At 36.5% G+C, this 13,779-nt stretch carries 12 protein-coding genes; 9 read left to right on the forward strand and 3 right to left on the reverse strand.

Features of this window, described 5'->3' with window-relative positions:
- From GYY69_RS10195 to GYY69_RS10205, 3 genes are all read right to left on the reverse strand, one after another.
- On the reverse strand, nt 1-185 hold a 185-nt coding region (locus GYY69_RS10195), incomplete at its 3' end, for a hypothetical protein (protein ID WP_174796578.1).
- Nucleotides 186-590: 405 nt separating this feature from the next.
- A complete protein-coding gene (locus tag GYY69_RS10200; RefSeq protein WP_174797571.1) occupies nt 591-1,391 on the reverse strand; it encodes a YdgH/BhsA/McbA-like domain containing protein in 801 nt (266 codons plus the stop codon).
- Between the two features lie 353 nt (nt 1,392-1,744).
- Entirely contained in the window at nt 1,745-2,359 is a 615-nt protein-coding gene (locus tag GYY69_RS10205; protein ID WP_174797572.1) for an NUDIX hydrolase, read from the reverse strand.
- A gap of 89 nt (nt 2,360-2,448) precedes the next feature.
- Between GYY69_RS10205 and GYY69_RS10210 the strand changes: the two genes are divergently transcribed.
- The 9 genes from GYY69_RS10210 (at nt 2,449) to GYY69_RS10250 (ending at nt 13,752) form a co-directional block, all read left to right on the forward strand.
- Nucleotides 2,449-4,953 carry a class I adenylate cyclase gene (locus tag GYY69_RS10210; protein WP_174797573.1) on the forward strand — a complete coding sequence of 835 codons (2,505 nt, stop codon included), beginning with the start codon at nt 2,449-2,451 and terminating at the stop codon, nt 4,951-4,953.
- Between the two features lie 220 nt (nt 4,954-5,173).
- Nucleotides 5,174-5,746, forward strand: coding sequence for an RNA polymerase sigma factor RpoE (rpoE, locus tag GYY69_RS10215; protein ID WP_174797574.1), 573 nt, complete (start codon nt 5,174-5,176; stop codon nt 5,744-5,746).
- A 50-nt stretch (nt 5,747-5,796) separates the two neighbouring features.
- Nucleotides 5,797-6,357: an RseA family anti-sigma factor gene (locus GYY69_RS10220; protein WP_174797575.1), complete on the forward strand. Its 561-nt coding sequence runs from the start codon at nt 5,797-5,799 to the stop codon at nt 6,355-6,357.
- Nucleotides 6,358-6,363: 6 nt separating this feature from the next.
- Nucleotides 6,364-7,347 (forward strand): MucB/RseB C-terminal domain-containing protein, encoded by a 984-nt coding sequence (locus tag GYY69_RS10225; RefSeq protein ID WP_255458451.1) that lies wholly within the window; start codon nt 6,364-6,366, stop codon nt 7,345-7,347.
- Between the two features lie 167 nt (nt 7,348-7,514).
- Nucleotides 7,515-9,311: a translation elongation factor 4 gene (lepA, locus tag GYY69_RS10230; RefSeq protein WP_085247418.1), complete on the forward strand. Its 1,797-nt coding sequence runs from the start codon at nt 7,515-7,517 to the stop codon at nt 9,309-9,311.
- 47 nt (nt 9,312-9,358) lie between these two features.
- Complete coding sequence (gene lepB / locus GYY69_RS10235) at nt 9,359-10,360, forward strand: signal peptidase I (RefSeq protein WP_174797577.1); 1,002 nt, start codon at nt 9,359-9,361, stop codon at nt 10,358-10,360.
- Between the two features lie 8 nt (nt 10,361-10,368).
- A complete protein-coding gene (rnc, locus tag GYY69_RS10240; RefSeq protein WP_446718901.1) occupies nt 10,369-11,046 on the forward strand; it encodes a ribonuclease III in 678 nt (225 codons plus the stop codon).
- Nucleotides 11,043-11,948, forward strand: coding sequence for a GTPase Era (era, locus tag GYY69_RS10245; RefSeq protein WP_174797579.1), 906 nt, complete (start codon nt 11,043-11,045; stop codon nt 11,946-11,948). The genes rnc and era overlap by 4 nt, the downstream gene beginning before the upstream one ends.
- An 832-nt stretch (nt 11,949-12,780) precedes the next feature.
- The gene (locus tag GYY69_RS10250) at nt 12,781-13,752 is read left to right on the forward strand and encodes a hypothetical protein (protein WP_174797580.1); all 972 of its coding nucleotides are present in this window, start codon (nt 12,781-12,783) and stop codon (nt 13,750-13,752) included.
- Nucleotides 13,753-13,779: the final 27 nt, after the last annotated feature.

The following is a 13,779-nucleotide window of genomic DNA, read 5'->3' on the forward strand; positions in this document are numbered from 1 at the left end:
CGATTTGCGCTGGTAAAATCAATGTAATATTGCCAAGGTTGATTTAACTGCTCTTTGCCTTCGAGTGATAAGACCGAAATATCTGTTGTCATCTCAAGTCCATCTATCGAAAGCGAGTAACGATTCAGCGGGGTGGTTCTGGCAAGTGAATCAAGATGACTGGCTAACTGATCTATTATGCCCATAGTTTAATCCTTTTCCTTGTTTTATATTGATAATCTAGGTTATCTAAAATAAATCATAAAATGATCTGTATAATTAAAATACGTATTTTTTTTGAACAGTCAATGATTTTTTATGATCAATAAAACATTTACGAGTTACAACTTTATTTATGCTGCTTGTTGTTTTCGATGGTTTAGATTAGTCATTCATTGGTGTTTTTATTTAAGAACAGGTTGGCATAAAAATGACTTAGTATGATTCGGTGAGGATATATAATTTATTACATTACAAACAAATTTGCTTACGATAATAAAGACGTTTCGATTTTTTTATTAACGTTAATCATTTATTACATTTAAGTTAAAAGACTTTCCACGTGCATAAGTCTATATGTAACACGTGGAAAATCATGTTGTAAAGCGTTATTATTTATATAAGTTAACAAAAACAGTTTGTGCTGTGCTTGCTGAGTTGGATGATACTTCTTTTACATAATAAAAATGTGCGCCATTAGCAATGGCATGTTTTTGTGCTGCAGCACTAATGTCGGCAGTGTTGTTAAATACACCATGGAAGCTAATCATGTTATATGGGGTCATGTTTTTAAACGCTTCACTACTGATTTCGTAGGCATCTTGACCTTCTATTGCAGTTGTGACGATATAATTCCTAACAGGTGCATCTTGTTTGTATAAAGAAACTTCGATATCTTCTGCTTGGTTTTTGATATCAGCAGGCGATATTGAATCAATATAAAACGCATAGGCATTTTTTTCAGCGGCTAATTTACTCGCAGCTTCGGTAATTTCAGAAGTGTTATTGTAATTACCTTTAAATTTAACAATTTCAAATGGTAAATAGTAAAGGGCTTTTGAACGTTCATAAGAAACCACCCCATTATATGTAGTTTCATCTTTCTGTACGGCTATTGGTGCGTTAGATTGATAAATATTGGCATAAACGATAGCGCGATCAGACGAAGTCCCATTAGCCGGGCTTTCCATTGCTGTAATATGATAATATTTAGCACCTGCTTCGTCGGCAGCACGCGAAATATCATCAGCAGCATTATCGGCTTGTAAATAGCTCCCAGTCACCGAGATTTCTTTAAGTGGTACTAAAAGACTGCTTTCTTTAGCTGTTAACGGCTGAGCAGCATAAAGGTTGGCAACAGGTAAAGATAATAATACAGCTAAAGCAATAGATGTTTTGGTAAAACGTTTCATGATTGAGTCCTTCACTTTTTGATTATTAAAATAGAAAATCACTGTTTAACGCTTATTTAATTCACAGATTAGTGGTATTGCTTCGAGATTATTCGAACTTGTGGAGCTCCAGAATGCCTTGTCCTTGTCTACTTGTTAAAAGCGTTAAGACATCATATAGTTGTTTTGGCAGGAATGAATTGTAAAACAACTAACTACCTTTATAAGACGTTCCGTAATAATCCTCAAGAGCTTTTAATCAAATGGCAGATTGTCTAGCACAAATTGCTTAAAATGAAATAAATTGTTAAAAAAAGTGTTAATTTCGTATTGATTAAATCTGTTATCATTTTTTAATTATTTAGTCGATATAATTATTTGCCAATTGTTTCGATAAAACGTTTAAGGATCTGTGCGGTTAATCCCCAAATTACCCAATTATGATACTGATAAAAATAGATGGAATGTTCGGATCTTTTTTGCCAATTTGGTGAACGGTTAGTTATGATATCAAAAGGGAAATCATCGGCAGGTTTATGTCCAACAAACATTGTTGCACATTGTGGTGGATTATGAATAAACCACTCGATAGGCACGGTAAAAATTTGTTCAACTTCGGCATGGTTTAGTTGTAAATCATCCAGTGAGTTGATTGTGCCTACAAATGGATAAATAATCATGCCTAATGTGGCAATGAATTTGGGTAATTGTCCTAAAATTGTTATTTGATTAAGGGCTATACCTAATTCTTCAACGGTTTCACGTTTGGCGGTGTATTCAGGGGTAATATCAGTTAATTCAACTCGCCCTCCAGGGAAACAAATATCTCCCGGTTGCCATTTTAGTTTTTTCGATCTCACTTGGAATAAAAGATGCAATTGATGATCAATATCCACGATAGGCAATAACACAGCCGCTTTATTATCGACAAACTTAGTGCGTTCTTGTTTTTTAATCTGTTTAACTATATTTTCAATTGTGATCATCATTATTCATTTTATTTAGGGTTTAAAATTTTGTTCTATTTACCTTACACTAATAACATGCTAGATTTACCAAAGGCGTTAGTTTAATACGCGTGTTTTACCTAATTGAAGCTATGCAATATTATATCAATAACATTAAAAAAGAACTTGAAGATCTTGCCAATTTAAAACGTGAGCGTGCACTTATTGGAATGCCTGATGAATTTCAACAGGTATTTTTGTTACTTCCTGCTCTTTTTCATTATCATACTCCTGAATTGCCAGGATATATGGAAGGGAATATACCTTCAGGTATTGCTTGTTATCAATTATCTGCTGATGCGAATAAACTGCTTAAAAGCAAATTCAATTTTTTAGCAACTAAAAACGAAACTACAGCCATCACCTCTCCAGCAATATCAGCTTTATATTCGATGGGCAGTACTTGTTCTATTGGGCAATCGGTTCAATCTGATCTTGATATTTGGATATGTATTGAGAACAGTTTAACCGATCAACAAAAAAAAGTCTTACAACAAAAATGTCGTTTAATCGAAAACTGGGCTGCCAATTTGCAAGTCAAATTAACGTTATTTGTGGTCGATGCTGATCGTTTTATTAATAAGCATCATGAGTGTCTAATGGGCGAAAATTGCGGATCTGCGCAGCATATTTTGTTGCTTGAAGAGTTTTACCGTTCAGCAAATTTATTAGCAGGTAAGTTTTTACTGTGGTTTGCGGTACCTTACAATTTCACCGTGAATAACGTCACTTATCCTACTTATGAAAAGTGTGTTAATGCCATGGTTGATCTTAAGTTAATCGAACGAGATCAATGGATTGATTTTGGTCCGCTAACCAGTTTATCGGCTGAAGAGTATTTTGGCGCAAGTTTATGGCAACTTTATAAAAGTATCGATTCACCCTTTAAAGCAGTTCTTAAAACCCTGTTATTAGAAGCGTATTCATGGATTTACCCACAAAATAAACCAGTTGCTTATCAAATGAGAGAACTTATTCAAAACGGTGAAATACATAAAGGCATGTATCTAGATTCGTATTACATGCTGTTAGACAGAATTAGTAAATATCTCATTGAAATTAATGATTTTCAGCGACTTGAGTTAATCCGTAACTGCTTTTATTTAAAAGTGAATGAAAAACTGTCCATTCCAATACAATCACCGTCATGGCGTCGCACTATTTTGAGTGATTTAGTGAAAGAGTGGGGATGGAATGAGCAACAAATTGCAAAATTAGACGCTTGTCAAACGTGGAAAATAGGGCAAGTACGAGAAATACACGAGATCTTATTGCATACCATGATGACAGGTTATCGAAATTTACTCAATTTTGGTCGTCGTAATAATTTAGATTCATTGATTAGTCCTCAAGATCTGGCGATCTTAACGCGTAAGCTCTATGCCGCTTTTGAAGTATTACCAGGCAAGATCACAACGTTAAAGCTTAATATATCTGATAATTTGCAAGAAGATGCATTAACATTTATTCATGTGTCTGAAGATCGCATCAATCGATCGGGGTGGTATGTTTATAATCAAAAACCCATGATGCAAACAATTATTGGTCATCAATATTTAGAATATAGCAAATACTTAGTAAAACTGGTAGGGTGGTGTTATTTTAACGGCTTAATTGCGAATTCTACCGTATTTTATTATCACGCCGGCGAGAATCGTAATAACGCAAAAATTAATCAACTGATCGCAGATCTCAAAAATTACTTTCCTATTGACGTGCCAGCAGCAACTGAAGAACAGTTATATGGTCCATGCGAAATCCGTCACTTAGCCATTATTTTAAATATAGAAGACGATCCGACAGTTAACATTGAATTAGATGATGAAGTGGCCAATAGTGTTCTTAATTATGGCAAATACGAACGAAGTTTGGTAGGATCGATTGATCTTCTGTATCGCAATTCATGGAATGAAATTCGCGTACTCCATTTTAGTGGCACACTATCAGTACTTGAAGCTATTAAGGCATTATTAAATCGCATGCACAAAGATGCAGACTTGCCCAATTCAATCGAAATTTTTTGTTATAGTGAACATTTAAGCGGTGAAATCAAACAGCAAATGAAAAAGCTTATGGATGAATGTATTGATCTACGTTTAACGACGACCGAAAACAACTCAACGCAAGTCAAACCATTAAGAATAGGGGGCTTTTCGTGGTATCTATTTTTTGAGCGATTAGGCGTTTCATGTCATCAATTTGAAAATGCGATCGATTTTTATGGAGCGGTGTCAAATAACAAAGTACAAGGCAGACCGCTGAACATTTTAGACGAAACCAATGAATTACCGACAGAAATTGATAGCATTGCCTATGCAGGGATCATTCAATTCTTTTTTGAAGATACTGAGTCAGGTTTTGATCTTTACATCCTGAATGAACATAACCAAGTCGAAATTTACCGTAACTGCAATGGATCAAAAGACAACATGGTTAAAGATATCAATGAATTTTATGCTTTATCAGACGATCGCTTTACATTTACGACTAGTAGCTCGGTGAATTTTAATCTACCTCAATTTTATCAAATTACTTATAATAGCTGTAACGAACGTGAGATCATTCCGCTCAATTAAAAGATCGAAAACGATCTTATTTGAAAATAATCATGTCAAAAAGTTTCAGGAAAGTATGTGTTTTAGTATAAAAAGAGTAAAAATTTACAATTAATAAGTAAAATAATTAAATTTTTATTAAAATAATGGGAACTTTTTTTTAATTTAAGAATCTAACTGTATGTCAGCGCAAATTTTGGGGGCGATTGACAGTTATTAACATAATAAGGAAAGGCCTTTAATGGGGGAGCAAATAACAGACCAAGTATTAGTTGATCGCGTCCTTAACGGAAATAAAAACGCATTTAATTTGCTTGTGGTTCGTTATCAAAATAAATTGGCTCATTTGGTTTCTCGTTATGTCTTAGCATCTGAAGTCCCCGATGTTGTGCAAGAGACTTTTATTAAGGCCTATCGGTCATTAAGTCTGTTTAAAGGTGAAAGTGTTTTTTACACATGGCTGTATCGAATTGCGGTAAATACGGCAAAAAATTACTTGACCTCTCAAGGACGAAGGCCACCATTATCAGATATTGATGCTAGCGAAGCTGAAAGTTACGAAGGTGCGGATTCATTAAGGGATCTTGATAATCCCGAAAATTTAGCACTTTCAGATGAAGTAAAAAAAACCGTATTTGCAGCGATCGAAGCGCTACCTGATGATTTAAAAACCGCAATTACCTTGCGCGAAATCGACGGTTTAAGTTACGAAGAAATTGCTGAAATTATGGATGTACCCGTTGGAACAGTGCGATCACGTATTTTTAGAGCACGTGATGCGATAGATGAAAAAATTAAACCATTACTCAGTTGATGGCTACAAAATCATTGATAAAGAGTAGTCATAAATTTAAGGTATTTACTATGCAAATAGAACGCAAAGAACAACTTTCATTACTTATGGATGGCGAGTTTACAAACGATCATATTATCGATGAAATATCGCATGATGAAAGTTTGCAATCATACTGGCATCGTTATCATATTGTAAGAGACACAATGCGCGGTCAGTTGCATAGTAGTTCATTAACTATAGATATCACTAATCAAATCGCACAAGCGATCGCAACCGAAGATTTATACAATCAACTTGCTGATCAACCTGATATTAACACAACCACGCCACCAAAAGCTGAAAATCTAATTTGGATTCACGTTAAAGATTTTTTTGCCAAAGTAAGCCAAGTCGGACTTGCAGCGTGTGTAACGCTTGGCATTATTGCAAGTGTACAATACCATCAAGGTCAAACAGATAATACCAGTACAAGCCCTACACTAAATACCGTACCTGTTGGTGTGAATGTGGCTCCGGTGGGGGGGATTCATCAACAAAATGACCAGCAATTACTTGAAAAACGACAATATGACAAAATCAGATTGCTGGTGCAAGATTATGAATTGCAAAAAAGATTAAATGCTCGCTAATTCGAAATGAAATTCCCCAATTATTTCGTTGAACATTTTATAAAACAGAGTAGAAATATTATATTCGCTCTGTTTTTTGCGTTTTTTTCAGTATCCATTTATGCTAACGATACTGAGGATACCTTAGCGTTATTAAACAAAATGAATCATGCAGTACAGACACAAGATTATCGAATTTATTTCTTGTCGCAAGATAAAAATCAGTATGCAACCACATTCGAATATTACCATTTAGGTGCTACCACAAAGGAAAATATTAACGCCTATTTGCGCTATCTTGAAGGTTCTGATAAGGAGATCATTTTGCATAATGGTGCAACTAGTTACTTTCAACCTGACAGTCCTGCATTTTCTATTACTAGTTCGCGCATTGTTGAGGCTTTTCCTGATGTTATTTATAATAATTTTAACGAACTTAAAAAGATTTATGACTTTATTACATTAGGCAAAGCAAGAACCGCTAATCGCAGCGCGCAATTGGTCAAAATCATTGCTAAAGAACAGGATCGTTATAGCTACGTGATTTGGATTGATGATGACACCTATTTACCGATCAGGATCGACTTATTAGATCAAAATAGCGATATTATCAACCAGACAAAAGTGCTCAACCTTGACAAAAATTTTGACAAAAAAGGTCTGATGAACAACATCAATAGCCGAGCGTACCCGATTTTATTATCGATTGAAAAACAAAATAATGTCCTCGACCAATGGCGACTAGCTTGGTTGCCTAAAGGATTTAAAGAAATAGCCGCCTATAATTTAAATTTTTACAGTTCTGACATTGCGACTAAACTATTTTCAGATGGTGTATTTTCGTTTACAGTTAACATCTCGTCTGAACAAGCTAAGCAATCTCACCAAATTATTCAACAAGGTGGGCAGACCATTTATTCAACTAACTTAGGTCACAAAAATATTATCGTCATTGGTAATTTACCACGTAACACGGTTGAACGTATTGCACAAAATATCATCCAGAAATAAGCGCAAACTTCTCGATATCGCTATGCTTAGTTGCGATAAATGTGTAAAATGTTCCTCTTTCTGACTATATAATTATTTGCAATGCTGGTAATAACCAAAAGGCATTTTAGGTAGTTAATTAGATAGTTAACCGTTAATAACCAAGATACTAATTATAATTTATTAATATGAATAAAAATATCCGCAATTTTTCAATCATTGCCCATATTGACCATGGTAAATCAACGCTTTCAGACCGCATAATTCAGATTTGTGGTGGACTGTCAGATCGCGAAATGGAAGCCCAAGTGCTCGACTCAATGGATCTCGAGCGTGAGCGAGGGATCACCATTAAAGCGCAAAGCGTCACGCTTGATTATCATGCTAAAAATGGCGAAACCTATCAGCTCAATTTTATCGACACGCCAGGTCATGTTGATTTTTCGTACGAAGTCTCGCGCTCACTTGCTGCTTGTGAAGGGGCATTATTAGTTGTGGATGCAGGGCAAGGCGTTGAAGCGCAAACACTAGCAAATTGCTATACTGCGTTAGATATGGATCTTGAAGTTGTCCCTGTTCTTAACAAAATTGATTTACCCGCTGCCGAACCAGAGCGGGTAGCGGCCGAAATTGAAGACATTGTTGGCATTGATGCAAGCAATGCCGTTCGCTGTTCGGCTAAAACTGGTGTTGGTGTTATTGATGTGCTTGAACAATTAGTTAGCGACATCCCTCCACCAGAAGGTGACTCAACAGCGCCATTACAAGCCCTCATTATTGATTCATGGTTTGATAACTACTTAGGTGTTGTCTCATTAATTCGCATAAAAAATGGCGAATTAAACAAAGGCGATAAAATCAAAGTTATGAGCACAGGCATGACTTATAACGTTGATCGACTTGGCATTTTCACGCCTAAACAAGTTGACAAACAATGCCTACATTGCGGTGAAGTGGGCTGGGTTGTTTGTGCTATCAAAGATATATTAGGCGCCCCAGTCGGCGATACTTTAACCTTGGCAAAAGCACCTGCACAAACCCCATTACCGGGATTTAAAAAGGTCAAACCGCAAGTTTATGCTGGGTTATTTCCAACCAGTTCTGACGATTATGAAGCTTTTCGTGACGCCCTTGGCAAATTAAGTTTAAACGATGCTTCGTTGTTTTATGAACCTGAAAATTCTGGCGCTTTAGGTTTTGGATTCCGCTGTGGTTTTCTTGGCTTACTGCATATGGAGATCATCCAAGAACGTTTAGAGCGTGAATACAATCTTGATCTCATTACCACTGCACCAACGGTAGTTTATGAAGTGCTAACCACATCGAACGAAACAATTTATGTTGATAGCCCGGCAAAATTACCTGCAGTGAATAACATTCAGGAGTTACGTGAACCGATTGCCGAATGTAACATATTAGTTCCGCAAACTTATTTGGGTAACGTTATCACACTATGCGTTGAAAAACGCGGTGTACAAACCAACATGGTTTATCATGGTAATCAAGTTGCCTTAACGTACGAAATTCCAATGACTGAAGTTGTATTAGACTTTTTTGATAAACTAAAATCGACTTCGCGTGGGTATGCCTCATTAGATTATAGTTTTAAACGATTCCAAGCTGCTGACATGGTAAGATTGGATGTATTAATTAACGGTGAGCGAGTGGATGCATTAGCCTTAATCACCCATAAAGATAACGCACCCTATCGAGGGCGGGAACTAGTTGAAAAGATGAAAGATCTGATCCCTCGTCAACTATTTGATATCGCCATTCAAGCGGCTATCGGTAATCATGTCATAGCACGATCAACCGTAAAACAGCTACGTAAAAACGTATTGGCCAAATGTTATGGTGGTGACGTAAGTCGTAAAAAGAAACTTTTACAGAAGCAAAAAGAAGGTAAAAAACGCATGAAACAAGTGGGTAATGTTGAATTACCACAAGAAGCGTTTTTAGCGATTTTGCATGTAGGAAAAGATTAACTAATTAAAACAAATCCATAAAAAGATTTATATAAAGAGGAAAAAAAATGGCTGGAACATTTGCCATCATATTAACATTAGCAACTTTCATTACGGGTATCTTCTGGTTTTTAGAAAAGTTCAAATGGAAACCAGCAAGACAGCGCAAGGTTGAAGAAATTCGCACCCAAAGTAATGGCGAAGTAGATGGAAAAATACTTGCCGAAGTTGGTAAACCCAAAGGTTGGGTTGAAAACTTAGCGTCGTTTTTTCCCGTTTTGTTTGTGGTATTTGTTATTCGCTCATTTATATATGAACCGTTTCAAATTCCATCGGGGTCAATGATACAAACACTATTAATCGGTGACTTTATTGCGGTTGAAAAATTTTCGTATGGTATGCGTGATCCTATTACCAACACCGTTATCATTCCAACAGGGCACCCAAAACGTGGTGATGTAGCGGTATTTAAACACCCAACTATTCCCCAAATGGATCTGATTAAGCGCGTTGTCGGTCTGCCCGGCGACAAAATCGTCTATCTGATTAAAGAAAAGCAAATTTTAATCTATCCAGCGTGCCAAACAACGGATAGCAATTGTATAGGGCAACAATCACAGCCACTTGATTTACATTACAGTGAACCCAAAGCAAGTAACTGGAAAGAAGTTCACGAACAGTTCAAATCAAATCCAAGTTTTTATACTTTAGACCAATATGCCGACAAAGGCATTGTTGATTCTAACTCTATTGTGACATTGAATATGAACATTCAACAAGAAACCCTAGGCGACACACAGCACGATATTTTAACAACGCAAGGTTCGCAAGAAGATCCAAGATATTATTATCATCAAGAAGGTCAACCTATAGCGACTTGGGTTGTACCACAAGGTCATTACTTTATGATGGGTGATAACCGCGATAACAGTGGCGACAGTCGATACTTTGGTTTTGTGCCCGAAGGTAATTTTGTTGGTAAAGCAACAGCGATTTGGATCAGTTTTGAAAAGCAGCCCAACGAATGGCCAACTGGAATCCGTTTTAGTCGTATTGGCAGCATACATTAATAACTATAATCATGAAAAAATTTAGTCAAATTCAACAATCAATCGGCTATCAGTTTCAAGATATTTCCCTACTTGAATTAGCACTTACTCATCGAAGTGCTAATAAACTACATAACGAACGTTTAGAGTTTTTAGGGGATTCTATTTTAAGCGTTGTCATTGCCGACGAACTCTATCACCGTTTTGTCAAACAAGACGAAGGTGATTTAAGCCAAATGCGAGCAACGTTAGTTTGCGGGCAAACACTTGCCGAAATTGGTAAAGATTTCAAATTAGGCGATCACCTTATTTTAGGGCAAGGTGAGCTAAAAAGTGGCGGATATCGTCGCGAATCAATTATTTCTGATGCCGTTGAGGCCATTATTGGTGCCATTTACTTAGATAGCAACATCGATACTATTCGTCCGCTAATTTTATCGTGGTATCAAAGTCGCTTAAACCAAATCCAACCAGGCATTAAACAAAAAGATGCCAAAACAAGATTGCAAGAATATTTACAAGGAATTCATCGTCCACGCCCATGTTATTTAATTGTCGAAGTAACTGGTGATAACCACGAACAAGAATTCTTAATTCAATGTAAAATCGACAACGATAGCCACGAATATTTAGGTCGTGGTTTAAGTCGCCGAAAAGCAGAACAAGCAGCTGCACAAGAAGCTCTCAACCAATTAGGTATAAAATGACAGAAACAATACAACATTGTGGATTTGTCGCCATTGTTGGGCGACCAAATGTAGGTAAATCAACACTATTAAACCAATTACTTGGTCAAAAGGTCTCGATTACATCACGCAAGGCACAAACGACTCGTCATCGTATCGTCGGTATCGACACACAGAATAACGACCAAATTATCTATATCGACACACCTGGGCTCCATATTGAAGAAAAAAGAGCCATTAACCGCTTAATGAATCGTGCTGCAAGCAGTTCAATTGGCGATGTGGAGCTAGTGATTTTTGTGGTTGAAGGAACTCATTGGAATGACGATGATGAAATGGTCGCCAACAAACTAAAAGACTGCAAAAGTCCAGTTTTGCTAGTCATTAATAAGATTGATAATGTCAGCGACAAAACACAATTATTACCGCATATTCAAGCGATAAGCCAAAAAGTTAACTTTCTAGATGTTGTGCCAATTAGCGCTGAAAAAGGAGAGGGTGTTGAGATTATCAAAGATATCGTCAAAAAACACTTACCTGAAGGCGAACACCATTTTCCTGAAGATTACATAACCGACCGCTCGCAACGCTTTATGGCATCGGAAATCATCCGCGAAAAACTTATGCGTTTTTTAGGCGATGAATTACCTTATTCCGTGACCGTTGAAATTGAACAATTTAAAGTTGACGAACGTAACGGAATGTATCGTATTAATGGATTAATCTTAGTTGAACGCGATGGACAAAAGAAAATGGTCATCGGCAATAAAGGCGAAAAAATCAAAAAAATAGGCATAGAAGCCCGCAAAGATATGCAGTTATTTTTTGACAACAAAGTGCATCTAGAGCTTTGGGTAAAAGTCAAAGCTGGTTGGGCGGATGATGAGCGAGCATTACGGAGTTTAGGTTATAGTGATGATTAAAGATCTTATTTGATCTTTTGTGATTAATCAGGCATGTTTATGCCTGATTTTTTTGATTCTATTTTAAATTTTTATTTAAAAATTAAATAAAATTAATGCTTTGATTTGTTTTTCTATTTTTCTGTTTTTCAAAGCTTTTAAATCTAGCCTATGTTTTGTCGGGAAAAAATCAAAAATGGTGCATTAAAACTGCATTCAAATAGACTTTAAACAAAACATCAAATCCCTGAAAATATCTTATAAGTACTTGATTTTATTAAAAGACTATTAAGAAGAAATTTTAATAAAATCAATACTATAACTCAATTGTTTTGAAGTTTCTTCAGGTTTTTCTACAAAGCTATTTGGGATTCGGTTAGATTTCGGACTTTATTATTGTTGCTATTTATTTCATCAAAAGGTCAAAATCTTTGAAAACCTTCAGCTGCAAAATTAGTTCTATCAAAACAGAAATCTTTCAATCCTTTAAACCTTTGTGCAAAGCTTAACAAGATAACCTTTAAAAAAATTTTTAAAAAATTCCTCCAAAAAACTAGCCAAGCTTTTTTTAAACGGTTATACTTTCACCAATTTAAAATAATAGCTTATTTAATAAGCAATCGGAAACATAAAAGACAAATAAAACAATAATTTACTTGACAGGTGAACCATAATGCATTATCATTTTAAACACCAAACACCAAACACCAAACACCAACGCTGGCAAACCTATGGCTTGAATTTCGTAAATAATCCCATTAGACGAGTTTTTTCTCTCATCTCGTTGATATCCTCGAAGTTATCCCGCAATCTATTTTCAAAATTATCTTCAAAAGTTCCGTTGGTATTGTTCTTGTTATTGTCGTCTTCATGGTATTCACAGGCATTGGTTGGCAAAAAAGGAAATCGTAGTGATGCAATCATATTATCGCCATCACCATTCATAAACTTCGTTAGGCCAAATCTGATTTGGGGCGTAGGTGACAATGCTGGTCCCGGTGACATATGGAACTCACAAAAAGGATTCCTTGTTCAGTCAATCAACCCCTACTCATATGAACTTAATTTTCCGACCACGGGGGCTGACGGATTATATTTTGATTTAGATATAGAAGGGGTTGATACAAGTCAGTTGACTTGGGAACCCGTCACGCATGAGGGTATAACTGCTACAGTACAATTGCAGCATATAACAGCAGCGGAAGGGTGGGATATGTGGATGGATGGTCCAGAAGATGTGACGCGAGTTACTTTAACAGGTCCTAGAGCAGATGGTTATATCGTTGATGCGAATGGTAATTACCTTGATATAAGCGAACATCCAACATATCCAGGTCTCATTTATAAGCCTAAATTACCGCAGACATTCGAGTTAGTGGGTAAAGATAAAAATGGTAATGAGGTTGTAACATATGGATTTGTATTACAGAAATGGTTCCTCGGTCGCGATACAGATAGCAGAGGCCCTGGCGTTCCATCCCACGCAGAGTGGTGTAATGGTTTAGGCTATCGACTTCCGAAAGTAAAAGATCTCACCAATGCAGTCTGTCGTCATAATGATCCAGACAGCGGCGAATGTTATGGTGCTGTTGGCGCTAAACCGTCATCAAGTGGTAATTACTATCAGCGTCGAATCGGGGCTGGATTCTTTACCGAGTGGGGAAAAATGGTGTTTTACTTTGGAAGAACAAGATACAGTGACGACGGCTACCCAGTAAGTGACCCAACAGGTGACAATACGTTCTTTGCTGTGGCTACGTTTGACGGCCAGGTATTTCGCAATCCTTCGCATGCTAGATATGAGGGGCTTTGCGTCACGCCTTAGCTTTTGTTTTTTATTCTTAATTTTTAG

Source organism: Gilliamella sp. ESL0250 (assembly GCF_013345045.1).
GTDB lineage: Bacteria > Pseudomonadota > Gammaproteobacteria > Enterobacterales > Orbaceae > Gilliamella > Gilliamella apicola_H.